This is a genomic window from Microbacterium sp. UFMG61 (genome assembly GCF_015354505.1).
Classification (GTDB): Bacteria; Actinomycetota; Actinomycetes; order Actinomycetales; family Microbacteriaceae; genus Microbacterium.
In genome coordinates this window covers 150,364-174,914 of the sequence record NZ_JACAFP010000003.1, presented here as the reverse complement: position 1 = coordinate 174,914, position 24,551 = coordinate 150,364, and the positions used below count along the sequence as shown (strand labels likewise).

Annotated in this window: 24 protein-coding genes; 10 read left to right on the top strand and 14 right to left on the bottom strand. The window is 68.2% G+C overall.

Going from position 1 to position 24,551, the window contains the following annotated elements; translation table 11 throughout:
* Window positions 1–77: 77 nt before the first annotated feature.
* Window positions 78–1,103: a LacI family DNA-binding transcriptional regulator gene (locus tag IXW21_RS04565; protein ID WP_194763080.1), complete on the top strand. Its 1,026-nt coding sequence runs from the start codon at window positions 78–80 to the stop codon at window positions 1,101–1,103.
* 22 nt (window positions 1,104–1,125) lie between these two features.
* Entirely contained in the window at window positions 1,126–1,917 is a 792-nt protein-coding gene (locus tag IXW21_RS04560; RefSeq protein WP_194763079.1) for an IclR family transcriptional regulator, read from the top strand.
* Here IXW21_RS04560 and IXW21_RS04555 read toward each other — a convergent pair.
* The 3 genes from IXW21_RS04555 to IXW21_RS04545 are packed head-to-tail and all read right to left on the bottom strand — an operon-like array spanning window position 1,900 to window position 5,316.
* Window positions 1,900–2,673: an IclR family transcriptional regulator domain-containing protein gene (locus IXW21_RS04555; RefSeq protein ID WP_056310396.1), complete on the bottom strand. Its 774-nt coding sequence runs from the start codon at window positions 2,671–2,673 to the stop codon at window positions 1,900–1,902. The genes IXW21_RS04560 and IXW21_RS04555 overlap by 18 nt on opposite strands.
* Window positions 2,674–2,710: 37 nt before the next feature.
* Window positions 2,711–3,841: an alanine racemase gene (gene alr / locus IXW21_RS04550; RefSeq protein WP_194763078.1), complete on the bottom strand. Its 1,131-nt coding sequence runs from the start codon at window positions 3,839–3,841 to the stop codon at window positions 2,711–2,713.
* Entirely contained in the window at window positions 3,838–5,316 is a 1,479-nt protein-coding gene (locus IXW21_RS04545) for an amino acid permease (RefSeq protein WP_194763077.1), read from the bottom strand. The genes alr and IXW21_RS04545 overlap by 4 nt, the downstream gene beginning before the upstream one ends.
* 289 nt (window positions 5,317–5,605) lie before the next feature.
* On the opposite strand from IXW21_RS04545, the gene IXW21_RS04540 reads away from it, so the two are divergent.
* The gene (locus tag IXW21_RS04540) at window positions 5,606–6,658 is read left to right on the top strand and encodes a homoserine dehydrogenase (protein ID WP_194763076.1); all 1,053 of its coding nucleotides are present in this window, start codon (window positions 5,606–5,608) and stop codon (window positions 6,656–6,658) included.
* Window positions 6,658–8,067: an aldehyde dehydrogenase family protein gene (locus IXW21_RS04535; protein WP_228528164.1), complete on the top strand. Its 1,410-nt coding sequence runs from the start codon at window positions 6,658–6,660 to the stop codon at window positions 8,065–8,067. Before IXW21_RS04540 ends, IXW21_RS04535 begins: the two co-directional genes overlap by 1 nt.
* A gap of 55 nt (window positions 8,068–8,122) precedes the next feature.
* Here the strand turns inward: IXW21_RS04535 and IXW21_RS04530 are convergent, their stop codons facing one another.
* Window positions 8,123–8,566, bottom strand: coding sequence for an Lrp/AsnC family transcriptional regulator (locus IXW21_RS04530; RefSeq protein WP_194763075.1), 444 nt, complete (start codon window positions 8,564–8,566; stop codon window positions 8,123–8,125).
* Window positions 8,567–8,679: 113 nt separating this feature from the next.
* On the opposite strand from IXW21_RS04530, the gene IXW21_RS04525 reads away from it, so the two are divergent.
* Both IXW21_RS04525 and IXW21_RS04520 read left to right on the top strand, forming a co-directional pair.
* Window positions 8,680–9,894 (top strand): trans-sulfuration enzyme family protein, encoded by a 1,215-nt coding sequence (locus tag IXW21_RS04525; RefSeq protein WP_194763074.1) that lies wholly within the window; start codon window positions 8,680–8,682, stop codon window positions 9,892–9,894.
* A gap of 127 nt (window positions 9,895–10,021) precedes the next feature.
* On the top strand, window positions 10,022–10,774 hold the full coding sequence (locus IXW21_RS04520) for an SDR family NAD(P)-dependent oxidoreductase (protein WP_194763073.1): 753 nt from the start codon (window positions 10,022–10,024) through the stop codon (window positions 10,772–10,774).
* Window positions 10,775–10,890: 116 nt separating this feature from the next.
* On the opposite strand, the gene IXW21_RS04515 is transcribed toward IXW21_RS04520, so the two are convergent.
* From IXW21_RS04515 to IXW21_RS04500, 4 genes are all read right to left on the bottom strand, one after another.
* Window positions 10,891–12,114: an MFS transporter gene (locus IXW21_RS04515; RefSeq protein WP_194763072.1), complete on the bottom strand. Its 1,224-nt coding sequence runs from the start codon at window positions 12,112–12,114 to the stop codon at window positions 10,891–10,893.
* A gap of 129 nt (window positions 12,115–12,243) precedes the next feature.
* Window positions 12,244–12,540: a hypothetical protein gene (locus IXW21_RS04510; RefSeq protein WP_194763071.1), complete on the bottom strand. Its 297-nt coding sequence runs from the start codon at window positions 12,538–12,540 to the stop codon at window positions 12,244–12,246.
* Between the two features lie 3 nt (window positions 12,541–12,543).
* Window positions 12,544–12,876: a hypothetical protein gene (locus tag IXW21_RS04505; RefSeq protein WP_194763070.1), complete on the bottom strand. Its 333-nt coding sequence runs from the start codon at window positions 12,874–12,876 to the stop codon at window positions 12,544–12,546.
* 119 nt (window positions 12,877–12,995) lie between these two features.
* Window positions 12,996–13,451 (bottom strand): MarR family winged helix-turn-helix transcriptional regulator, encoded by a 456-nt coding sequence (locus IXW21_RS04500; protein ID WP_194763069.1) that lies wholly within the window; start codon window positions 13,449–13,451, stop codon window positions 12,996–12,998.
* A 119-nt stretch (window positions 13,452–13,570) separates the two neighbouring features.
* On the opposite strand from IXW21_RS04500, the gene IXW21_RS04495 reads away from it, so the two are divergent.
* Together IXW21_RS04495 and IXW21_RS04490 are read left to right on the top strand one after the other, a co-directional pair.
* Entirely contained in the window at window positions 13,571–13,813 is a 243-nt protein-coding gene (locus IXW21_RS04495; protein WP_194763068.1) for a hypothetical protein, read from the top strand.
* Window positions 13,813–14,370: a MarR family winged helix-turn-helix transcriptional regulator gene (locus IXW21_RS04490; RefSeq protein WP_194763067.1), complete on the top strand. Its 558-nt coding sequence runs from the start codon at window positions 13,813–13,815 to the stop codon at window positions 14,368–14,370. The genes IXW21_RS04495 and IXW21_RS04490 overlap by 1 nt, the downstream gene beginning before the upstream one ends.
* 44 nt (window positions 14,371–14,414) lie before the next feature.
* Here the strand turns inward: IXW21_RS04490 and IXW21_RS04485 are convergent, their stop codons facing one another.
* From IXW21_RS04485 to IXW21_RS04475, 3 genes are all read right to left on the bottom strand, one after another.
* Window positions 14,415–16,016: an MFS transporter gene (locus IXW21_RS04485; protein ID WP_194763066.1), complete on the bottom strand. Its 1,602-nt coding sequence runs from the start codon at window positions 16,014–16,016 to the stop codon at window positions 14,415–14,417.
* Between the two features lie 103 nt (window positions 16,017–16,119).
* Window positions 16,120–16,290 (bottom strand): CsbD family protein, encoded by a 171-nt coding sequence (locus IXW21_RS04480; protein WP_194763065.1) that lies wholly within the window; start codon window positions 16,288–16,290, stop codon window positions 16,120–16,122.
* A 59-nt stretch (window positions 16,291–16,349) separates the two neighbouring features.
* Complete coding sequence (locus IXW21_RS04475) at window positions 16,350–16,601, bottom strand: hypothetical protein (RefSeq protein WP_194763064.1); 252 nt, start codon at window positions 16,599–16,601, stop codon at window positions 16,350–16,352.
* A 92-nt stretch (window positions 16,602–16,693) separates the two neighbouring features.
* On the opposite strand from IXW21_RS04475, the gene IXW21_RS04470 reads away from it, so the two are divergent.
* Window positions 16,694–18,316 (top strand): SDR family oxidoreductase, encoded by a 1,623-nt coding sequence (locus tag IXW21_RS04470; RefSeq protein WP_194763063.1) that lies wholly within the window; start codon window positions 16,694–16,696, stop codon window positions 18,314–18,316.
* Here IXW21_RS04470 and IXW21_RS04465 read toward each other — a convergent pair.
* The 3 genes from IXW21_RS04465 to IXW21_RS04455 all read right to left on the bottom strand — a co-directional run bounded on the left by IXW21_RS04465 (window position 18,309) and on the right by IXW21_RS04455 (window position 22,837).
* Window positions 18,309–20,384, bottom strand: coding sequence for a BCCT family transporter (locus IXW21_RS04465; protein ID WP_228528163.1), 2,076 nt, complete (start codon window positions 20,382–20,384; stop codon window positions 18,309–18,311). The two genes, IXW21_RS04470 and IXW21_RS04465, sit on opposite strands and share 8 nt — an antisense overlap.
* Window positions 20,385–20,524: 140 nt before the next feature.
* Window positions 20,525–22,213, bottom strand: a complete 1,689-nt coding sequence (locus IXW21_RS04460) for an ABC1 kinase family protein (RefSeq protein ID WP_194763062.1) — start codon at window positions 22,211–22,213, stop codon at window positions 20,525–20,527.
* Between the two features lie 24 nt (window positions 22,214–22,237).
* Window positions 22,238–22,837 (bottom strand): PadR family transcriptional regulator, encoded by a 600-nt coding sequence (locus tag IXW21_RS04455; RefSeq protein WP_194763061.1) that lies wholly within the window; start codon window positions 22,835–22,837, stop codon window positions 22,238–22,240.
* Between the two features lie 143 nt (window positions 22,838–22,980).
* On the opposite strand from IXW21_RS04455, the gene IXW21_RS04450 reads away from it, so the two are divergent.
* Complete coding sequence (locus IXW21_RS04450) at window positions 22,981–24,525, top strand: glycosyltransferase family 2 protein (RefSeq protein WP_194763060.1); 1,545 nt, start codon at window positions 22,981–22,983, stop codon at window positions 24,523–24,525.
* Window positions 24,526–24,551 lie beyond the last annotated feature (26 nt).

Below are 24,551 nucleotides of genomic sequence, written 5' to 3'. Positions count from 1 at the left end.
AAATCAATTCAACCAGCGTGGTTCCGGGGTGCCGCATGCACTGCCTAAGCTGGAGATGTCACGACAGGAGGAACCCGGTGCCGAAGAACGTCGATCGCAGGCCGACGCTCGCCGACGTCGCCGCGCTCTCGGGCATGTCCAAGACCGCCGTGAGCATGATCCTGAACGACCGACCGGGTTCACGTCTCTCCGCCGACGCGGCACGCCGGGTGCGGGCAGCAGCGGAGGAACTCGGCTACCGGCCGAATCCCGCCGCCCAGAGTCTGCGCCTCCGCAAGACGAAGACTCTGGGATTCATCTCGGATCAGATCACCGTGACCCGCTATGCCTCCGAGATGATCCGCGGCCTGCTGTCCGCGGCGAAGGAGCACGGCCACACCGTTCTGATCGCCGAGACGGAGGGTGATGACGCGACCATCTCCGACGAGATCCAGGCGATGATCGACCGCCGGGTCGACGGCATCCTGATCGGGCTCCTCGGCGCCCGCATGATCGAGGTGCCCGAGACCCCCGCCGACGTGCCGGTCGTGATCGTCAACGGCACGTCGACGACGGGGCATCCCTCCGTGCTCCCCGACGAGCGGACCGCCGGCCATGCGATGGCGCGCCTGCTCACGGATGCCGGCCACCGCCGGATCGGCGTGATCGGCAACAACCCGCGTGCGGTGTCGTCTCCCCGGCACTCGGTGACCATCGGCCCGAGATTCGACGGCATCCGCGCCGCCTTCGCCGGGGCCGGCGTCGATCCGTTCATCATGGACGTCCCCGAGTGGAACCCCGATATCGGATACTCGCGCACGCTGCAGATGCTCGACGCTCACCCCGACCTCACGGCGATCCTGGCCGGCAACGACGGAGTGGCTTTCGGCACGTATCAGGCGATCGCCGAGCGAGGGCTTCGAGTGCCCGACGACATCTCCGTCGCCTCCTTCGACGACGAAGAGCTCGCCGGCTTCCAGCGACCGGGACTCACGACCGCGCGACTCCCCTACGACGTGATGGGGCGCACCGCGGTCGAGATGCTGCTCGGCGAGCGCCCGCTCGACGCCGTGCTGATCCCGATGCCGGTCGTCGAGCGCGCCTCGATCCGCTCTCTGGGCTGACGCACAGCGGTAACCTCTTTCCATGCCACCAGCCACGCCGAGACCTCCCTCGTCGAGCAGCATGGGCCGAGGGCTCGATGTGCTCTCCTCCGTGGCGACGCTCACCCGCGACCTCCGACCGGCCACGGTCAGCGTGATCGCGGATTCCCTCGGTCGTGAGCGCTCACAGGTGTCGCGCACGCTGGCGAGCCTGGAGCGCTCGGGCCTCGTCACCAGAGCGGCGGACCGTTCATTCACCCTCGCGTGGGGATGGTACGCCGCCGCCCAGGAACTGAGCGCACAGCGCCTGCGCACGCACGGCCTGGTGGTGCTCGAAGACCTGTCGTCGCGCCTCGGCGAAGCCGCCTTCCTCAGCGTGCTGCAGGGAGACACGACGCTCACCATGCTCGAGAGCCTTCCCGCCGACTCGCGCATGATCGGGTCGTGGATCGGACGCGCCTACCCTGCCTATTGCAGCGACGCCGGCCGTGCCACGCTGTGGGACGCCTCCGCCGATGAGATCCGCGCGGTGTTCCGCGCCACCGACTTCTCGCCTCAGGGGCCGAACACCCCTACGTCGATCGACGACTTCCTCTCACGGCTCGACGACGATCGGCGCCGAGGGTTCGCGATCGTCGACCAGGAGGCTGAGCCAGGTCTCTACTCGGTCGCCGCTCCCGTGTGGGACCACCGCGGCGAGGTCGTCGCCGCGGTCCAGGTGATCGGGACGCGCGACGTGATGGCGGAGCGCACGGCGACGTGCGGCGAAGCATGTGCCCGGGCTGCCGCCGAGCTCTCCCGAGAACTCGGCGCCCCGTCAGCCGTTCTCGCGTGAGGGCTGATCGGCGCCGGCTGCGGCGCTGAGCTCGCCGGCGAAGTGCGTGAGCAGGGCCCGCGTGTCGCGGGTGATCCCCTGGGGGCGGTGCCTGCCACGCACAGCCAGGGAGGCGATGACCTCACCCCTGCTGCGGATGGGGAGGGCGAACTCGTCGATGCCCTCGTCGTATTCCTCCGCCGCGGCGACGAGCGAATCCTCGCGGTCCCGTTCGAGCAGCGCCCACACATCGCGCGTCGAACGAGCGGCTGTCGGTCCACCGACCCCGACGAACTGCACGTCCTCGAGCAGCGCCTCGAGCTGCTCGAGCGTGTGATCCCAAAGCAACGCCCGGCCCGCACCGGTGCACCAGATCGGTGTGACGAGCCCCTCACGGATGGAGCGATCGAACCCATCGGCGGACCTCTCGCAGCGCAGCAATACACCGCGCGCGCCATCGGCGATCGTGATCAGGGCGTTGACACCTCGCTGCGAGGCGAGCGCCCGCAGCGCGGCTCGCGAGGCCCGCAACCAGGGTGCGTTGAGAACGGCAGCGGTGCGGAAGAACTCCGGCCCCGCCGAGAACAGCGCGTCGTCGTCGCGACTGAGGAGCTCCCGTGCGCGCAGCTCCTGCGTGAGCCGCGACACCCGGCTGCGCTCGATCTCGGTGGCCTCCGCCAGACGGGAGGCATTGAGTCCGGGACGAGCGCGGCGCTCCTGGGAGACCGAGGCATCGAGAAGCTTCAGACCCTGGACGAGCGAAGATGAGGCTGCCATCGTTTGCTCCTTCGTGCGGGTCGAGATCACGGCAATCCTATCCGGCGGCCGCGACCGGACGACGCGGCAGGAGCCGCCCCCAGGCGACGTAGAGATCGGCAGCGATGTGACCGTGCGACCGCTCGACATCGGCCGGGGCGATCACCTCGTCGCCTTGCCGGCCGAACAGCACCGCCTCGTCTCCCGGCGCTGCACGCGGGATGCTCGAGACATCGACGAGGAAGCTGTTCATGGCGATCCGATCGACGATCGGTGCACGTCTGCCCCGCACGAGCACCTCGCCGGTGCCGCTGAGGCTGCGATGGATTCCGTCGGCATATCCCAGAGGGATCACGGCCAGACGCGCATCGTGGTCGAGACGGTGCCAGCGCTCGTATCCCACAGTGCTGCCCCGCGGATAGGCATTGATCGCCGCGATCCTCGACACGACCCGCATGGCAGGACGCAGCGCGCCGCCGACCGTGTCGGAGTCGCCATACAGCCCCGCGCCGATGCGCACGAGGTCGAACCGAGACTCGGGCACCGTGAGTGCCGCGAACGTGGTCGCGCAATGCCGCGCGATCCGATCATACGCATGCGTTCCGGCGAGCAGCACACGGGTCTCCTCGTCGAAGCGCGATGCGCCCTCGGCCACATCGGCAGCGTCTTCGCAGGGGAAGTGGGAGCACAGGCCGACGACCTCCAGGTGCGGGTCTGCGAGAACGGCGGTCACGGCATCCAGGCCCCCGGCTTCACCGAGGTCGATGCCGTCGCGACCGAGCCCGGTCGAGTTGAGCGAGAGATGCACGCGAGTCCTGACCCCCCGCGCCGCCGCGGTCACTCCCACGATTCCCGCGTGCTCGACTCCGCCGACCCATTCCTCCAGGCCGAAGCGGATGCCGTCGTCGATCTCCTCCCGCCCGGCGGGGCGCACGCGCATCAGTCGCCCGACGAACCCCGCCGCACGAACGGCGGCGGCGTCGTCGTTCGAGGCCGCCCCGACGATCGCGATCCCCTCGGCGACGAGCAGCGGTGCGACGATGTCGATCCCGTGCCCGTAGGCGTCGGCCTTCACGACCGCGCAGAACCCGACCTCCTCGCCGAGCTCTGCGCGGATCGTGCGGATGTTGTGCGTGATCGCGTTCCGGTCGATCTCCACCCACCCCGCCGCGGACGACGGAGCCGTCATGCCTCGACGGACTCGGCCTCGTGATCCTGCACGACATCACGTACGCCCTGGCGACCGTGACGCCACCAGAAGTACAGGTAGCAGGCACCGACGAAGGGGATGCCGAAGTAGAGCGCGGCCACCTGGTTCGGGTCGAACGCGATCGCAATGATCGAGATGAGCAGCAGAGAGAATGCGACGATCGGCAGCGCGGGGTAGAGCGGCGTGCGGTAGGCCAGATCCTGCACGCGTCCTCCTTCGCGCACGAAGGTGCGGCGATGGAAGAACTGCGAGGCGACGATCGACATCCACACCGCGACGACCGCGAATCCGGCGATCGACACGAGCACCAGGTAGACCGTTCCGGCCGCGATCACGCTCGTCAGCAGCGAGACGAGACCGATGAGGATGCTGACGCTGAGCGCGATGAGCGGCACACCCCGCCGGGTGAGGCGGGTGAACGCCTTCGGGGCGTGACCCTCCTCGGCGAGCGAGAACAGCATCCGCGCGCAGGAGAAGAGTCCGCTGTTGCCGGCCGAGAGAAGCGCCGTGATGATCACGAAGTTCATGATGTCGGCGGCGTAGGGGACGCCGACGTACTGGAAGACGTCGACGAACGGGCTGCTGGTGACGCTGGCCTGGTCGTACGGCAGGATCGCGGCGATGACGGCGATCGCCCCGACGAAGAGCACCACGAGGCGCAGCACCGTCGAGCGCAGGGCACGGGGGATGTTCTTGGCGGGGTCCTTCGTCTCGCCGGCGGCGACACCGATCAGCTCCGAGCCGCTGAACGCGTAGAAGACGGCGAGGGCGGTGACGATCACACCGCTGAATCCGTTCGGGAAGAGGCCGCCGGGAGTCTCGAAGTTGCTGAAGAGCAGTGCCGGCGGATGCTCTGGAGACAGCGGTGTGAATCCGAAGATCGCCGCGCCGCCGAGCACGATCAGGCCGACGATCGCGATGACCTTGACGAGCGAGAACCAGAACTCCGCCTCGCCGAACACGCGAGCCGAGATCGCGTTGAGCAGGAACAGCACCGCGGCGAAGATCAGGCACCACAGCCACACCGGAACCCCGGGGAACCAACGCTGCATGAGGATGCCGGATGCCGTGAACTCGGATCCGAGCGCCACCACCCAGCAGAGCCAGTACAGCCAGGCGGTGGTGAAGCCGGTCGCCGGGCCGATCGACCGCGACGCGTAGATGTGGAAGGCACCCGAGACCGGGTACGCGACCGCGAGTTCGCCCAGGCATGCCATGACGAGGTAGACGACGAAAGCGCCGATCAGATACGCGATGATCGCGCCGAGGGGTCCGGCCTGCGAGATCGTGTAGCCGGAGCTGAGGAACAGCCCCGAGCCGATCACCCCGCCGAGCGCGATCATGATCAGGTGACGGGCATCCATGGTGCGCTGCAGCCGACGCAGCGGCACCTGGGTGGCCGTCGTACTCGGCAGGACGTTTGGGAGGGGCTTCTCGCCGGGAAGAGGCGTCATCGGAACTCTCAATCGGGTTGTATGTGCATCATATTCACATCTATGTGCCAATGACGCATTTCTGTTGTGATCTGCGGGGACACTATCTCCTCAGATATCCGGTGCGCAAGAGCACATCTGCGGATTGGCCCCCGCATGCGCCACCGCCGACATTCCGGGCGAGAAGCTGCCATTCCGCCCACTCCCGCTGCCGTTCTGACAGGCGCGCACAGACACCACGCGCGCTGAGGATGGACACATGTCAGCGCGGCGACGCCGGCGACAGTCCACGTAGAGAAGGAGAACCCCGGTGACTCACCACGACCTCGCCCTCATCGGCTTCGGAGGCGTCAACCGCGCCCTCGCCGAGATCATCCACGACCGAGGCTCCGACCTCGCCGACGATCTCGGCTTCACCCTGAGAGTCGTGGCGATCACGGATCTGCGGTTCGGCTCCCTCATGCAGGAGGACGGCATCGACCTCGGAGCCGTGCTCGCGATGACAGGGGATGCCTCCTTCGCCGGGATGCCGGGTGGAGACGTCGATCCTCGCAACGACCACGTCATCCGCACCACGACGGCGGGCATCATCGTCGAGGCGACCTACACGAACCCGATCGACGGCGAACCTGCGATCTCGCACGTCCGCGCCGCCCTCGAGAGCGGCAAGAGCGTCACGACCACGAACAAGGGGCCCGTCGCACTCGCGAGCGCCGAACTCAACCGGCTCGCAGAGCAGCACGGCGCCCGCTTCGAGTACGAGGGTTCTGTGATGAGCGGCACTCCGGTGCTGCGACTGGCACAGCAGACGCTCAAGGGACTCCGCATCAGCCGCATCCAGGGAATCCTCAACGGCACGAGCAACTTCGTGCTCGGCCAGATGGAGTCGGGCAAGTCGCTCGGCGATGCCGTGGCCGAGGCTCAGGCATTGGGTTACGCCGAGGCCGACCCCACCGCCGACATCGAAGGATCCGACGTGCAGCTGAAGGTCGTGATCCTCGCCAATGAGCTGCTCGGCGCCGAGATCACCACGGCCGACGTCTCTCGCGTCGGCATCAGCGGGATCACCGCGAGCGATGTGATCGCGGCAGCGGCGGCGGGCGAGCACTGGAAGCTCCTCGGCACGATCACCCGCGACGAGTCGGGCGCCGTGACGGCATCCGTCCAGCCCCTCTCGCTGGCCGCCGACCACCCTCTCGCAGGCATCTCCGGAGCGACCAACGCGATCGCGTTCACGACCGACCTGCTCGGCACCGTCACGATGTCCGGCCCCGGCGCCGGACGCCTCGAGACGGCCTACGCGCTGCTGTCCGACATCATCGCGATCGACGCGCAGCAGGCGTCACTCGTCGGAGCGGCGTGATGAGCGCGCCCGCCATGGAGGCTCCTGTGACGCAGGCGTCGCTTCTCGAGGTGCTCGACCCGTACAACGGGGAGGTGATCGCCCGCCTCGCCCAGCACTCGGTCGACGATGTCGACGAGATCATGTCGCGCGCGCGGCTCGGCGCCACTCTCTCGGGCGACCTGTCGAGATTTGCGCGGCACCGGATCCTGGATAGCGCAGCGCGGATCCTCGAGGGCCGCGCCGAAGAGGCAGCGACCCTCATCGTCCGCGAAGCGGGGAAGACGATCACTCAGGCGCGCAAAGAAGTGCAGCGAGCCGTGACCACGATCTCGCTCTCGGCCGAGACCGCTCGCGCCTTCGACGGCGAGGTCATTCCCTTCGACGCCTACGAGGGCTCCGCGAATCGCCGCGGCTGGTACACACGAGAGCCGCTCGGGGTGATCCTCGCGATCACGCCCTACAACGACGCCCTCAACCTCGTCGCCCATAAGATCGGCCCGGCGATCGCCGGTGGCAACGCCGTGATCCTCAAGCCGTCGCAGTTCACCCCGCTGACCGCGCGGTTCCTCGTCGACGTGCTGTTGGAGGCAGGACTCCCCGACGAGATCATCACGGTCGTCCACGGCGACCGGCACGTGGCGCAAGCGCTCGTCGCCGTGCGCGACATCCGCATGGTGTCGTTCACCGGAGGATTCACCACCGGTGAGGCGATCGCCCGCACCGCGGGTCTCAAGAGGCTGGCGATGGAGTTGGGCGGCAACGCCCCCGTGCTGGTTTTCGCGGATGCCGACATCCCGGCCGCCGTCGAGGCCTGCGTGTCCGGCGCATTCTGGGCTGCGGGGCAGAACTGCGTCGGCGCGCAGCGCATCCTCATCGAGCGCTCCGTGTACGCCGAGTTCCGCGACCGCTTCGCCGCTCGCACCTCGATGCTTCGCGCGGGAGACCCCGTCAACCAGGCGACCGACGTGGGTCCGATGATCTCGGTCGCTGCGGCGACGCACGCCGAGCGCGTGGTCGACGACGCCGTGCGGGCGGGGGCGCGCGTGCTCGCCGGGCACCGACGCGAGGGCTCGGTGTACTGGCCGACCGCTCTCGAGAACGTCTCGCCCCACTGCGATGTCTGGAACGAGGAGGCCTTCGCCCCCATCGTTGTCCTGACTCCGTTCGACACCGAGGACGACGCAATTGCCGAGGCGAACAGCATCGAGTACGCCCTCCATGCCGCGGCGTTCACGTCGGACATCACCCGCGCGCTGCGAGTCGCCGAAGCGCTCGACGCCGGAGGCGTGATGATCAACGACTCCTCCGACTACCGCATCGACAGCATGCCTTTCGGCGGCTCGAAGTACGGGAGCATGGGGCGCGAAGGCGTGCGCTTCGCGTACGAGGAGATGACCCAGCCGAAGGTCACCTGCATCACCACCTGAGATCTCCTCGCGGAGGGGAAGGGGTCCGCGGGGGATGCCCTGCCCCTCTGCGAGGTCACGCCCGGTCGACCACCCGGGTCAGCGACACCGCTGTGACGGTGTTCGCGACTCCCGGGAGCGCTGCGAGCATCTCCCAGATCTCGCCGATGCGATCCATCGACTCCGCTTCCAGCGTCACCAGCAGGTCGAAGTCACCCGAGAGCACATCGCACCGACGCACTTCGGGAATCTGGGCGATCTCCGAGGCGACGCCACCCCCGCGCATACGATCGCTGCGGTAGACCAGCACGATGGCCGAGACGGGCGAGCCGCCAGCACGTCCGGGAACGACGCTGTAGCCGCCGATGACGCCCTGGCGCTCCATCCGCTCGATGCGCTGCTTGACGGCGTTGCGCGACAGATGCACCTGGGCTGCAAGGGTGACCAGCGGGATGCGGGCATCCTCGGTGAGCGCCGCAAGTATCTGACGATCGATCTGATCGAGATGAAGCCGCTCCATCGAGACCTCCTGAGACAGTGCAAGCTCATGCACGATTAGCAATTGCGTGTGTCTATTATGCACCTTAGAGTGAAAGTCGGCACTGGAAGACGGTGCGGAACGAAGGAGTCACGATGGGCGCTCGACCCGACCGCAAGGATCTGCACACGCTGTCCGACCTCAGCCTGGCCGTGCATGCAGGCAATCAACTCGACTCGACGTTGGCGCTGCGCACACCTCTCGTGATGGCGAACTCGTACCAGCTGCCCGACGACCCGAGCGAGATCAGCTGGTCGGCCACCGCACCCGGGCTGTACACCCGCAACACCGGGGTCAACCAGGCGGCACTCGAGCAGAAGCTCGCCGCCCTCGACGGCGCCGAAGAGGCGGTCGCACTCGCCTCCGGAGTCGCGGCCCTGCACGCGGTGTTCTTCACCCATGTGCGCGCCGGTGATCATGTGGTCGTGAGCGATGTGGTCTACGAGGCCACTTGGCGGCTGTGGACCGAGCTGCTGCCCCAGCGTTACGGCCTCGAGGCGACCTTCGTCGATATCAGCGACCTCGACGCGGTGCGGGCGGCCATGCGCCCCGAGACGCGCCTCGTGTGCATCGAGGCCATCGCGAACCCGACCACCAAGGTCGCCGACGTGAGCGCGGTCGCCGAGATCGCCCACGCCACAGGCGCCATCCTCATGGTCGACTCGACCTTCTCGCCGCCGCCGTTCTACCGACCGATCCACGACGGCGCCGACCTGGTGGTGCACTCCCTCACCAAGTACCTCAACGGGCACGGCGACGCCATGGGCGGCTCGGTCTCGGGGCGGCGCGATCTCATCCAGGCGATCAAGGCCGACGCCATGGTCGACGTCGGCGGCATCATCTCGCCCTTCAACGCCTGGCAGATCCAGCGCGGCACCGTCACCCTGCCCCTGCGCCTGCGTCAGCACTTCTCGTCGGCGCTGCAGATCGCGCAGATGCTCGAGGCCGACCCCCGAGTGGAGTACATCTACTATCCCGGCCTCGAATCGCATCCGGATCACGCTCTCGCCGTGCGGCAGTTCGGCGGGCGCGGCTTCGGTGGAATGATGTCGTTCGCCGTGACGGGCTCCCCCGACGTGCAGAACCGGTTCGTCGCGAACCTCCGACTGATCACCTCGGGTTTCTCCCTCGGTCACGACGACTCGCTCATCGTGCACACTGGCACCGAGGGCGGCCGTGTCGCCACGTACCCGGCGCCGTTCCGAGAGTTCGGACACCTGCGTCTCTCTGTGGGCCTCGAGGATGCCGACGACCTGGCCGCCGACCTCTCCGAAGCCCTGGATCTCACTTTCGGCACCGATTCGCGATAGAGCAGTGGAGCCGAGAAAAATCCATTCACGCGCATCCATCCCGCTCCGACAGGCGTAGGCTGGAGAGAAGGACGGACCGTCCGAGAAGATCTCCCGGCACCGCGCCCGTCCGGGAGAGGAGCCACTCGTGGCTCAGTACGACGTCTCGAACCGCTCGGCGATCGTGACGGGAGCAGGCAGCGGCATCGGACGCTCGACCGCTCTGCTGCTCGCTCAGAACGGCGCATCCGTCGTCGTCAACGACCTCAACGCCGAGCATGCGAACGCGGTGGTCGACGAGATCCGCGCCGCCGGCGGCACCGCCGAGGCATCCGTCGGTGATGCGACCGACACCGCGTGGATCGCCAGCTCGATCGAGCTCGCGAACACGCTCGCCCCGCTGCGCATCGGTGTGAACAACGCCGGCATCAGCGGAGCATCCGCCCCCACCGCCGAATACGACGACGAGGCCTGGGACAAGGTCATCTCGATCAACCTCAACGCCGTCTTCCGCAACATGAAGGCGCAGATCCCCTCGATCCTCGCGAACGGCGGCGGCTCGGTCGTCAACATCGCGTCGATCCTCGGCAGCGTCGGCTTCGCGAACTCCCCCGCCTACGTCGCCGCGAAGCACGCGGTCGTCGGCATGACCAAGTCGGCCGCCCTCGAGTACTCGGCGCAGGGCGTGCGCGTGAACTCGGTCGGCCCCGGCTTCATCGACACCCCGCTGCTCGCCACCATGGGCGACGAGGCCAAGAACTTCCTCATCAGCAAGCACCCGATCGGACGCCTCGGCCAGTCCGACGAGGTCGCGAACCTCATCGCCTTCCTCGCCAGCGACGCCGCCAGCTTCATCACGGGCAGCTACCACCTCGTCGACGGCGGCTACACCGCCCTCTGAGGCTCAGTCGCCGCACGCATCGCAGCACGCGTGCCGGACGAACGGATGCAGAGCGAGATCACCGATCTCACCCTGCATCCGTTCTTTCGTCCTGCATCCGGCGCGGGGGTCACCACTCAGCCCCGTGGCTTGCGACCCTCGAGCACTCCGGCGAGCAGCACCGCGACGAACGCGGCCGCGGGAGCGACGATCAACCCGGCGCGCAGACTCTCGTTCTCGGCGATGAACCCGACGAACGGCGGCGACAGCAGGAACCCGAGCCGCAGCAGCCACGACACGATCGTGAGCCCGACACCGGCCCGCAGTCCCGGCAGCTCATCCGCCGCGTGCATCGCCGCCGGGATGAGCGTCGCGATGCCGAAGCCCACGGCCGCGAAGCCCGCGATCGTGCCCGGCACGCTGGGGAAGAGCAGCGCAAGCGTCATGCCGGCCGTCGCGATGAGGCCGCCGACCCGGGCGACGGCGCGCTGGCCGAAGCGGTCGGTCATGCCGTCGCCGAGCATCCGCCCGATGAACTGCGCTCCGACGAGGGCGATGAAGCCGAGAGGCGCGACCGCCGCCGCCGCCCCGAGCGACTCCGACAGATACAGCGTCGCCCACGAGTTGCCGGCATCCTCGGCGATCGCCCCCGCCATCGCGATCAGCGTGAGCGCGATCACCGCGAACACGATGCGCGGCGTGATGCCCCGGCGCACGGCCGCCTGCAGCTCGACGGGATCGGCGGTCGCCTCGGCATCCGCCTCTTCATCGCCCCCGGGCAGGCAGAACGCGAGCGCCGTGATCGCGACGGTCGCGAAGACGGCCGTCGAGATGCCGAGGTGCACGCCCAGAGGCAGCTGCAGTGCGATCGCGGCGGCGGCCATTCCCCCACCGATCACCGCGCCGATCGACCAGATCGCGTGGAACGAGTTGATGATCGAGCGACCGAACCGACGCTGCACGCGCAGCCCGTGCGCGTTCTGCGCGACGTCGGTGATGGCATCGGACGCTCCACCGAGCAGCAGCGCCAGGGCGAACAGGATGCCGGACGGCGCGAGCGCCGCAGCGAGCAGACCGAGCCCCGTGGCGACCGTGCCGATGACGGCGATCTTGGCCGAGCCGAACCGTCGGATCAGCACCGCAGCCAGAAGACCTGCGGCGATGGCCCCCGCGGGGAAGGCGGCGATCGCGAGACCGTAGCCGACGTTGTCGAGGCCGAGCGCGGACTTGATCTCGGGATACCGCGGAAGGATGTTGGCGAAGAGGGCGCCGTTGGTGAGGAACAGCGCCGAGACGGCGATGCGCGCGCGCCGCACAGCCCGGTCGGGAGCTGGTCGTCGAATCGATTCGGCGGAAGTCATGCGTACGATCGTACACGCAACCTCGAGGGCTCAGGAACCAGGTCGCGGACAGCAGGAGCAGCGCACCGAACGCAGAGACGCCGCCCCGATGGGGCGGCGTTCGCGTGGTGATGCGGTTCTCGATCGGACCTAGACCAGCGACTCCGGAGCGATCGACGATGCCATCGCGCCGGCCGCCATGATGACGGCCTCCTTGGCCTCGTCGAGCTCGTCGAAGCGGCCGACGAACTCCGAGCTCGGCCCGAAGGCGCTGAAGCCCTCGCCCGGCGTCCCGGTGATCGACCCGAGGAACTGACGCCGATCGTTGCCGACGTGGAATCCGGGATCGACCTCGACCCAGAGGCCGCGCGGTGCGACCGATGCTCCGACCTTCTTAGCCGTCGAGCTGGCGGCCGCCTTCGCGGCCTTGCGTATGCGTGTCGACATGGCTCATGCACTCAGGGCGTGCAGACCGCGGGTGACCTGCAGTGCGGATGAGAACTCGTCGGTCGTGAGATCGAGCCCGCGGGCGGAGTTCGCGGCATTCATCATCGAGACCAGCAGCGAACGGTCGAGGGAGTGATCGTCCTCTTCCATGACGAAGCGGAGGGGAATCGACGCGTGGATCCACAGCGTCTCGGCCACCCCCGACGAGGCTTCGATGGTCAGGGGGAAGGACTCGTTGCGCCGGAGCTTAGTGACGATCACCGTGCGCAGGTGAGCGATCAGCTCGTCACCGATCTCGATCGGCGTCGTCGTGTTTCCGTAGGACAGGTAACCCATGATTCCTCCTCATCGCAGACGATTCGTCAGCGGGGACCGCAAGCGAATGGCTTCAGAGAAAGATTACTAGGTTACCTAGCTATTTAGCAAAGGCGGATTAACAGAGACGTCGATCGGCGTCACGGAAGGTCGTTGATCTCTTCCGTGAGACGACGGAGGAAACGAGCCACGACGTCGGTCTGATCAGGGGTGAACTCGCTCGCGATCGACTCGATGCGCTGCGTCAGGTCGTCGGCTGCCGCATCCGCTTCACGCAGCGAGGGGCGGAGCACTTTGGATCGCGCGTCGCTCGGGTGCTGCGCGACCACGACCTGCCCGCGGTCCTGCAGTCGACGGAGGATGCTCGTGACCGCCGCCGTGCTCACGCCCAGGTGTGCGGCGAGCCCACCCGGCGTCGCCGGCGCGTCGTCGGTGGCCTCCGCGATGAAGCGCATGGCCTCGCGGTCGGTGTCGTTCGGAGCACGGACGGCGGAGAGGCGTCGTGCGAACTGCGCTTCGGCGCGACGGAGTTCGTCGACTCTCATGATGAGATCCGACGTGATCGTGCGCGTGGCGTCGCGGACTGTACCGGCCATTCGTCACCCCCTGACCCTTCCATGCTACTCGAAAGACGCGTAACGAGTCAGACTAGCAAATGCAATGCACGACTCCGGACGTTCGGATGCGAAGATGGATTCCTGTCGGAAAGGACGTCATGATCGAGCGATTCACTCTCGAGGAGGCGGGGTACATCCTGTACGCCGAGATGCTCGAACGTCTCCGCGAGCGCTTCCCCTCCATTCCGGAGTGGCGGCTCGACCAGATCGTCACCGCAGAACACGATGCGATCACCGGGGGCATCCTGCAGATCGTGCCCTCCGAGGTCGAATCGGGCGCGATCGAGATGCTCGAGCGCGAACAGCACGAGGGCCTGAGCGACAAGGGCGAGGTGGCATGATGACCGCTCCGGAAGAGTTCGGCAGATCCGGCTACTGGTACCCCGAATCGAGTACCGCCAGCACCGTCGACGTGTTGAACATGCTGCGCCGCTATCGCGCTGCGGAGACCGCGATGCGCGCGCGCACCCGGGCGTCGATGGGGATGAACGAGACCGACCTCATCGCACTGCGTTTCCTGCTGCGTGAGCAGCGCGCCGGACGCATCGTGCGTCCGATCGATCTCGCCCGCGTGCTCGACATCTCCACAGCCTCCACGACCACCCTCATCGACCGCCTCGAGAAGGGCGGCCACGCCCGCCGCGAGCCGCACCCCACCGACCGCCGCGCCGGCGTCGTGGTGCCGACCGTGAGCAGCGACGACGAGGTGCGCGAGACCCTGGGGGCCATGCACCGCCGGATGCTCGCGCTCGTCGACGAGATGAGCGATGCGGAGCGCGCGATCGTCACGCGGTTCCTCGCCGGCATGACCTCGGCGATCGAGGAGGCATCGGATCTCGACCAGGAGCTTCGCGACGTCATCCGCTCGCACGAGGAGTCAGAGGGCGCGGGCGAGTAGCCGCCGAGGACCGGCCGAAGAACGACCGGTCCCCGACGGATCGGTCAGGCCTTCTCTGCCTGACCTTCTGCCTGCTCGGCTGCCTGAGCCTGCTGCTGCACTTGCTCGGCGAGCTCTGCCGCATACTTCGCGTTCTCGAGCCGCTCGGGGAAGAGCTCGTCGAGGTCGAGGTCGGGGTTCTCCTCCTGCGTCTCGACCAGCTCGATCGCCTCTTCGATGGTCTGCACGCTCGGCATCGCGCCGGGCAGGGGCCTGCGCGCCGACTCCTTGAGCACGACCACGGCGATGAAGCCGGCGATCGACGTGCCGATGACGTAGAACGCCGGGGCGAGCGACGAGCCGGTCAGCTGCACGAGCGCCTCCATGACGACCGGAGCCGTACCGGCGAAGAGGGCGACCGCGAGGTTGTACGAGATGCCCATGCCGCCGTAGCGCGAGGAGGTCGGGAAGAGCGCGGGCAGCGACGAGGCGAGGTTCGCCACGTAGAACGTCACCGGGAAGGCGAGCAGCACGAGTCCGAGCAGGGTCGACCAGATCTCGCCGTGCATCATGAACAGGAACGACGGCACGGCCAGCACGATCGCCGAGACCGATCCGATGAACAGCACCTTCTTGCGGCCAATGCGGTCGGAGAGCTTTCCGGTGAGCGGGATGCTGAGTGCCATCGCGATCAGCACCGGCAGCGTGAGCAGCGTGCCGTGCACCTCGTCGTAGCCGAGGGTTCCCGTGAGGTACGTCGGCATGTACGAGGTCAGCGCGTAGCCGACCGTGTTCGCCGCGGCGACGAGCACGAAGGCCGTCAGCAGTTCGCGCCAGTAGGCGCGGATCAGCGCGATGACGCCCTTCGGAGCATCCGCGGACTCCTTCGCGTCGTCGGAGGCGCGCTGCGCAGCATCCTGCGCCTCCTGGAAGGCCGGGGTGTCTTCGATCTTGAGGCGGAAGTAGATCGCGATGAGTCCGAGCGGCAGGGCGACGAGGAACGGGATGCGCCACGCGAAGCCCTGCATGACCTCGGCCGAGAGCGTGAGCTGCAGGATCGACACGAAGGCGGCACCGATCGCGAAGCCCATGTACGAGCCGAGGTCGAGCAGCGAGGCGTAGAAGCCGCGCCGCTTGTCGGGGGCGTACTCGGTGATGAAGGTCGTGGCGCCGGCGTACTCGCCACCGGTCGAGAAGCCCTGCGCGAGCTTCAGCACGATGAGCAGGATGGGCGCCCAGACGCCGATGACCGAGAAGTCGGGCAGCACACCGATGAGGAACGTGGCGGCGGCCATCATGATGAGCGTGAACGCGAGCACGCGCTGGCGGCCCATGCGGTCGCCGAGCTGACCGAGCACGATGCCGCCGAGCGGGCGGGCGACGAAGGTCACGGCGAAGACGCCGAGCGAGAACAGCGATTGCGCGCCGGCCGAGGCATCCGGCAGGAACGCGCGTCCGATGATGACCGCGAGGTATCCGTAGACCCCGATGTCGTACCACTCCATGAGGTTGCCGACCACGGTGCCGGCCACCGCGCGGCGGAGCATCGGCCGATCGACGACCGTCACGTCGTCGACGGTGAGACGACGGAGCTCATCATCCTTGACGAGTCCCAGGCGGCGCCCGAGGCGCCTCCACAGGGAGTCCTTCTTCACGGTTTCCGACATGGCGCCTTGCCTTCTTCCCTCTTTCGCTCCCGCGCGAGACCACGTGCGGGAACAGACGACGGGGAGGCGACAGTCGTCGCCTCCCCGCACACTGTGACGGCTCTCAGTTGAGCGCGTCCTTGACGTTCTCGCCGGCCTTCTTGACGCTGGCCTTGGCCTGGTCGGCGCGACCCTCGGCCTCGAGCTTCTCGTTGTCGGTCACCTTGCCGACGGTTTCCTTCGCCTTGCCGGTGAGGTCCTGGGCGGCGTTCTTGATCTTGTCATCGAGTCCCATGGGGGGCCTTTCTCTCTTCCAACGGTGGTCTGGGTGGTCTTGTCTGGTCTTCCGGCGCCTCAGAGCGGCACGGACAGGAGGTCGGCGATCAGCGGCAGCGACCCTGCCGCGATGAGCGAGACGAGTCCCGCGATGCCGAGCGCTGTCCACAGGGGTGAGCGGGCGACGCCGATCGCGACGGGTTCGATACCGGTCGAGCGCCCGACGGCGTCTCGGGCCGAGACCGGAGCGAGGCTGGCAGAGTCCGGCGCGAGAAGCGTGGGGCGCGCGGAACGGCGGGTTCTCGTGCGGGTCTCCGTCGTCACGGTCATGTCATCACCTTCCTCGGGCAGAAGATTACTAGATGAACTAGTCATATACCAACCTAGTGAAAAACTCAGGCTTCGCGCCTACGCTCGGGAACATGACCGAGCTCACCCAGCCCACCGGGCACGAAGACGCCCTCCGCGCACACCCCCGCGACGACGGGTTGGCACCTCGCGCCCTCGTGCTCGGCGCCACCGGCTACATCGGCGGGCGGCTCACACCCCGGCTCGTGAACGCCGGCTACCGGGTGCGACTGCTCGCCCGCGACGCCGCGCGCGCGGCATCCTTCCCCTGGGGTTCGGACTGCGAGATCGTCGAGGGATCCGCAGACGACGCGGATGCCGTGGCCGAGGCCATGCGCGACGTCGACGTCGTGTACTACCTGATCCACTCGATGACCGCGGGCAAGGGCTTCGAAGAGAGCGACGAGCGGGCGGCGACGACGGTGGCCGATGCCGCGGCGAAGGCCGGTGTTCGCAGGATCGTCTATCTCGGCGGACTGCATCCCGACGACGCGAAGCTCTCGCCCCACCTGCGCTCGCGGGTGCGGGTCGGCGAGATCTTCCTCGAGTCCGGGGTGCCGACGCTCGTGCTGCAGGCCGGCGTCGTGATCGGCTCGGGGTCGGCCTCGTTCGAGATGATCCGCCACCTCACCGACGTGCTGCCGTACATGCCCGCACCGAAGTGGGTGCGCAACCGCATCCAGCCCATCGCCGTGCGCGACGTGCTGCACTATCTGCTGGGCGCGGCCCGCGTCGACGATTCCGTGAATCGCGCGGTCGACATCGGCGGCCCCGACGTGCTGCGCTACGGGCAGATGATGAACGGCTATGCCCTCGAGGCCGGACTCCGCCAGCGCGCGATCGCCTCGCTGCCGGTGCTGACCCCCGGACTCGCCTCGCACTGGGTGAACCTCGTGACGCCGGTGCCGCGCTCGATCGCCCGCCCGCTGGTCGCCTCGCTGCAGAACGAGTGCATCGTGAAGGACCACGCGGTCGACGACCTCATCCCGAGGCCCGAGAAGGGACTCACCCCGTATCGGCGGGCGGTCGCGATGGCTCTGGGACGCGTGGATGCCGACACGATCGAGACGAGCTGGCAGGATGCCGAGGTCTCGGGCGCTCCGAGTGATCCGCTGCCGAGCGACCCGGAGTGGGCGGGACGCACAGTGTTCACGGACGCCCGATCACTGCGCACGAAGGCCCCCGTCGACGGGCTGTGGCGCGTGATCATCGGCATCGGCGGCGAGAACGGGTGGTACTCGTCGAAGTTCCTGTGGGCCGTGCGCGGGTGGATGGACCGCCTGGTCGGCGGCGTGGGACTGCGCCGGGGGCGCCGCAGCCGCACGGCGGCGCGCGTCGGCGATGCGATCGACTTCTGGCGCGTCGAGGCCGTCGAGGAGCCGGGTCGCGAGACCGAGGCATCGCCCGCGAGCGGCGGACTGCTGCGGCTGCGCGCCGAGATGAAGGTGCCGGGCGAGGCATGGCTCGAGCTGCGGGCACTGCCCGACGGCGCGGGGGCGCGCTACGAGCAGCGCGCGGTGTTCTTCCCCCGCGGACTGGCCGGACGCCTGTACTGGTTGGGCGTGCTACCGTTCCACGGCTTCATCTTCGCGGGCATGGCCGCCCGGATCACCGACGCCGCGGCGGAGCCGGTCGAGGTGGTGGATTCGGACGAGGAGCGGAAGCCTGCGGCGGAGACGACGACGCCCATCACCTGAGGTCGGAAGCGCCGGGATCCGCACCGGCAGCCGCACCCCCCACGGTTCCCGCATCCGCATCCGCCGTGGCATCCGCATCCGCCGTGGCATCCGCATCCGCCGTGGCATCCGCATCCGCCGTAGCTTCCGCATCCGCCGTGGCATCCGAATCCGACTCGGCCCTGGTATCCGCCCTGGTCCCGGCGTCCGGGATGATGTCAATGGCCTCGGTCGCGGTCGCGTAGACCTCGGCGAGGCTGTCGTCGACGTCGGCCTCGTCGATCCAGTCGAGGTCGTCTTCCGAATGGTCGTAGGCGACGGGCACGAGCGCGAAGTCATCGCCGTACTCCTCGAGCCCCGACATGACGCTGTGGCGCACAGCCATGCGGGCATACCGCTCGCGCAGGATCATCGGATCGCGACGGAGGTCCTTCATGAACGCGACCATCATGAACGCCATAATGACCGCGAAGGGCAGCGCCGCGATGATCGTGACGTTCTGCAGCGATTTGAGGCCGCTGCCCTCCTCACCCGACACGAGCAGCACGGCGGCGATGACTCCGACCAGCACACCCCAGACGACCGAGACCCACCGAGACGGCTCGGGCCGCCCCTGCTGCGACAGTGTTCCCATCACGAGAGAGGCGGAGTCCGCCCCGGTGATGAAGAAGATCGCGATCAGCAGGATGAGCACGATGCTCGTGATCAGCGGGAACGGCAGGTTCTCGAGCACGCCGAAGAGCACCTCTTCGGGCGGGTCGACCGTGAGGTTCGCGCCGTCCATCTGCTGCTGGATCGCCGTGGTGCCGAAGATCGCGAACCAGACGAGCGAGATGACCGCGGGTACGACGATGACGACCGACACGAACTGGCGCAGCGTGCGGCCGCGCGAGATCTTGGCGATGAACATGCCGACGAACGGCGACCACGAGATCCACCAGGCCCAGTAGAAGATCGTCCAGCTCGAGAGGAACATCTGCGCCTCGTCGCCCTGAGACGCCGAACGGGCGACCATCTCGGGCAGGTCGCCGAGGAACTGCACGGCGACCGAGGGGATGACGTTGAGGATGAGCAGCGTCGGGCCGACGAAGAACACGAAGAAGGCGAGCAGCAGCGCGACGACGGCATTGATGTTCGACAGTGCGCGGATGCCCTTCGAGACTCCGGACACGGCCGAGGCGATGAAGCACGCGGTGAGCACGGCGATCGCGGCGATGAGCACGCCGTTGCCGAGCTCGCCGATGCCGCTGACGATCTCGACGCCGTGGCCGATCTGCAGGGCGCCGAGGCCGAGCGAGGCGGCGGTGCCGAACAGGGTGACGATGATCGAGAAGATGTCGATCGTGCGACCGAGGGGTCCGGCGGTGCGGCCCTCGCCGAGCAGCGGCGCGAAGATCGACGAGATCAGCGGGGTGCGTCCGCGGCGGAAAGCGCCGTAGGCGATCGCGCCGCCGACGAGCGCGTAGAACGCCCAGGCCTGCGGGCCCCAGTGGTAGAGCACCTGCGCCTGCGCGGTGTGCATCGCGTCGAGCGTGTCGGCCTCGACCGTGCCCGGCGGCGGGCTCTCGAAGAACGTGAGCGGCTCGGCGGCACCCCAGAAGACGAGGCCGATGCCCATGCCCGCGGCGAACAGCATCGAGATCCACGAGAACATCGAGAACTCGGGCTCTTCGTCATCGCGGCCGAGCGGGATGCGCCCGTAGCGGCTGAAGCCGATGAACAGCATGAAGACGAGGATGACGGTGGCGATCGTCGTGAAGAAGAAGCCGAAGTACTCGACCACCCAGGCGAGCACGGTCGAGGTGGTGCCCGAGAGGTTGTCGCCCGCGAACACGCCCCACGCGATGAACGCGACGGTCAGAGCGGCAGCGACTCCGAAGACGAGCTTGTCGGTGCGGTACGTGCGGCCGGTCTCCTCGACCGAGACGCCCGGGACGAGCGCCGGATGCACGCCGCGCGGCGGGACGGCGACGATGTCACGGACGATCTTCTGGGCGGCCTCGGTGGCCTTGGCGGCCTGCCCGATCGCGGCGGTGGAGGTCTTCGGAGCGTCGTTCCTCGGGGGCGTCTTATCGTCCGGAGTGTCCATGGGAACCCATTCTCCCATGCCGGCATTCTGCGGCTGTGGCGGGAAAACCCAGATCACTCGGTCGATCCGCGGCGCGTCGGGCTCGGACGCGCCGCGCGGATGCCGGATGCTCCGGGTTTTCCGAGCGGGTCCGCTCGCCGTCAGCGCGGGCGACGTCCGCCGAAGACCGAGTGCAAGAGGGGCAGCGCCGAGACGCAGAGGAGGGTGATGCCGAGGGGGGCGATCGACGGGAGGAGCAGCGCTCCCCCGACGAGCATCGCGGCGAACAGCACGCCGGATCCGATGCGGCGGGCGATGCCCTCGAGGCGGTCGAGCCGGCGTTCGAGGGCCGATGTGTCGAACGTGACGTTGCCGTCGTCGACGCGGGTGATGATCGCGTCGATGCGCTTGGGCAGACGGTAGGTGACGGCGGCGGTCTCCATGGCCTGCTGAGCCATGTCCTGCATGAGGTTGCCCGACTCGTCGCGCAGCAGCCGACCGGCGTAGGGCTCGGCGGCGTCCCACACATTGAAGGTGGGGTCGAGACTCGAGCACATGCCGGAGGTCAGCGACACCGCGCGGATCAGCAGCAGCATGTTCTCGGGCAGTTGCAGCGGGAGCGAGCGCACCATGTCGCCGAACTCGTCGGCGAAGTCCGTGAACTCGCGCGGATCGACCGTCGCGAGCTCGGCAAAGCCCATGCCGCCGAAGCGGGAGAACAGTGCCCGGAGCGCCCGTTCGAGCTCGGCGGTGTCGGCGGAGGGCAGCAGCACGCCGATCTCCTGCGCCGCCTTCACGAGTCCGCGGCTGTCTCGCGCGGTCACCGCGATGAGCAGCATCCGCAGTCCGTCGCGCAGGTTGTCGGGGACCTCGGCCATCATGCCGAAGTCGATGAACGTGAGACGGAAGTTCTGCCCGGTGTCGGATGCCGCCTCGGGCGTCACGAAGATGTTGCCCGGGTGCGGGTCGGCGTGCACGAAGCTGTGCGTGAAGACCTGGTCGAACATGACCTCGGCGAACGCGTCGGCGACGGCGGCCGGATCGATGCCCGCCGCGCGCAGAGCATCCGTGTCGTTGATCTTGATCGCCGTGACGTCGGACAGCGTGAGCACGCGACGAGTCGATCGCTCCCAGACGATCTCGGGGGCGTCGACGCGCGGATCCGCGGCGAAGTTCTCGCGGAACCGCTCGGCGCTCGCGGCCTCATGCAGGTAGTCGATCTCCTCGAGGCTCGTCTCGGCGAACTCCTCGACGAGGCCGGGGGCGTCGACCCGGTCGCTGACGAGCCTGACGCGCATCGCCCAGCGGGCCACGCGACGCAGCGCCGCGAGGTCTACCGCGACGATCTCGTCGATGCCGGGGCGCTGCACCTTGACGATGACGTTGCCGAGACCGGTGTCGACCGCATCCTGCGCGGCGAGACGCGCGCGGTGCGCCTGCCCGAGGGATGCTGCGGCCACGGGCGTCTCGTCGAACCATGCGTAGGCCTGCTCGAGCGGATGTCCGAGTTCGGCCTCGGCGGCAGCACGGATGTCGGCGAACGGCACCGCGGGCACCTCGTCCTGCAGTCCCTCGAGCTCCTTCGTGATCTCGGGCGGCAGCACGTCGAGGCGCGAGGACATGAACTGTCCGACCTTGATCATGAGGCCGCCGAGCTCGACGGCGAGCACGTGGAAGCGCTTCGCGAAACGCTGCATCCGCGGGCCGCGCGTGCGCTCGGCGATCGACGTCATGCCGAAGCGCGGCAGCACGAGTTCGAACCACCAGATCTTGATGAACTCGCGCGCCGCGAACGACAGGATGCGGCGGTATCGGGCGCGATGGGCGCCCTGCGCCGCGGCATCCGTCATGTGTGTCCCCTGGGTCGTGTGCGATCAGTCCTGAGCGAGGATCGTGTACAGCCTACGGCGGGCCTCGTCGAGGATGTCGACCGCCTGCTGCACCTGCTCGGGGCTGCCGCTGCGTCCGACCTGAGCCGCGGCGGCGGCGAGGTCGACACCCGCCTTGGGGAGTGCGCTGTATCGGGGGTTATCGTGCAGGCTCTCGCCCTTGGGCTGCGACTCCCACGGCGCGGGGGTCTCGGTGCTCTCGACCGCGACCTCGCGGCCCGCCTCGGTGAGCGAGTAGGTCTTGCGACCGTTCTGCTCCTCGGCTTCGATGAGGCCCTCGTCGGCGAGCAGCTGCAGGGTGGGGTAGACCGAGCCGGCACTGGGCTTCCACGATCCGCCGCTGCGCTCGGCGATCTCGTTGATGATCTGGTAGCCGTGCATGGGCCTCTCGGCGAGCAGCGACAGCACGGCGGTGCGGACGTCTCCCTTGGCCATGCGCGATCCGCCGCTGGGGCGCTGTTCGAAGGACTTCTCGAAGCTCTTGCGGAGCTGGTCCATGGCATCGAAGATCGCGGATGCGGGACCCCCGGAGCCTGCACCGAAGCCGGATCCGCCGAAGGGGTTCGAGGGGAATGCGTTGTTCATGGTGACCTCCCTGGAGTGGTGAGCGATAGTCAACGATATATCGTTAAGGCTGTGTGCGGGGTGGGAATTCGAGCTTTTTCACGCACGCGTGCCTGAAAGCAACCCCCGTGTGCTCCACAGGTCTCGGTGTTTGACTACCGAAGATGTCGAATCTGCGTGTGAGTGTGGTCGTTCCCGTCTTCCAGCCCGGGAAGGCCATCGACGCGCTCATCGCCTCGCTGGATCGGCAGACTCTCGACGCGTCGCTGTTCGAGGTGCTGCTGTGCGATGACGGATCCGGCGACGCGACGCGCGAGCAGCTCGCGGCGATCGCCGCCGACCGGCCGTACGTGCGGGTGCTGGATCTGCCGCACTCCGGGTGGCCGGGCACGCCCCGCAACCGCGGCGTCGAGGCGGCGCGTGGCACGTACGTGCAGTTCGTGGATCAGGATGACTGGCTGTTCGACTCCGCTCTCGAGCGACTGTGCGACTTCGCCGATGCCCACGGGTCGGATGTGGTCGTCGGCAAGGAGGTCGGGATCGGTCGCCGACTGCCGAGCAGGATCTTCCGCCGGGATGTGCCGAACGCGCGCCTCGGCGAGGACCCGCTGCTCGAGATGCTCACGCCGCACAAGATGTTCCGCACCGCTTTCCTGCGCGATCGCGGGATCCGCTTCCCCGAGGGCAAGGTGCGCCTCGAGGACCACCTGTTTGTGATGCGGGCGTATTTCGAGGCCGAGACGATCTCGATCTTCGCGAGTGAGCCCTGCTACGCGTGGGTCAAGCAGCCCGGCAGCGCCAGCTCGTCGCGCATCGACCCGGAGTCGTATTTCCCGCATCTCGGGGCGGTGCTCGATCTCGTCGAGGAGTACACGGCGCCGGGCCGACTGCGCGACCGCCTGCTGCGGCACTGGTTCCGCGGCAAGATCCTCAAGCGACTGTCGGGCAAGCGCATGGTCGCATACCCCGCCGAGTACCGGACTCGACTCCTCGACGTCGTCACTCCTCTCGCGCAGCGTCGCTTCGGGCCGGGCGTCGACGGCGGCCTGGCATTTCCGCAGCGCATCCGTGCCGCGCTGCTGCGAGCGAACCGCCGCGACGATCTGGTCGAGTTCGCGCGCTTCGAATCCGAGATGACATGCCGCGCAGAGGTGACGGAGGCGCGCTGGTCTCGCGGTGGAGGCCTGCATCTGGCGGTTCGCGTCGCGGTCACCCGCGACGGCGCCGACGCTCTCGTCTTCGAACCGGGTTCGGGGCGGCTGACGTCATTGCCGTTCTCAGGGGCCGATCTGCCCTCCGGCCTTCTGCTCGCGGGTCGCGAGCTCGGCAATGATCAGATCGAGCTCTTCCTGCGCGACACCGCGACGGGCGACGAGCGCCGGATCGCCGCATCGTCGTTGCAGGACCGGACCTCGGTGACGTTCGCGATAGACCCCCTCAAAGTGTTCGGGCCGGCGGATCAGACCCGCGGCGCTCGACTCGTCGCCAAGGTGCGCAGGGCCGGGTGGACGTTCGACGTACCGCTGAAATCGGATGCCTCGACCCTCGCCGGCGCCGGCCCTTCGCCGTTGCTGGCCGGTCGCACGTGCACCCCGGTCGCAACCCGCGGCGGGTCGGTCGAGCTGCGCCGCGTCTGGCCCGGTGGCCGATTCAAGGACTTCGCCGGCCGCGCCGCCCGTCGGGTGCGGAGCCGCTCGCGCGGACGCTGAGGGCCGGTGCGATCAGCGCGGGACCG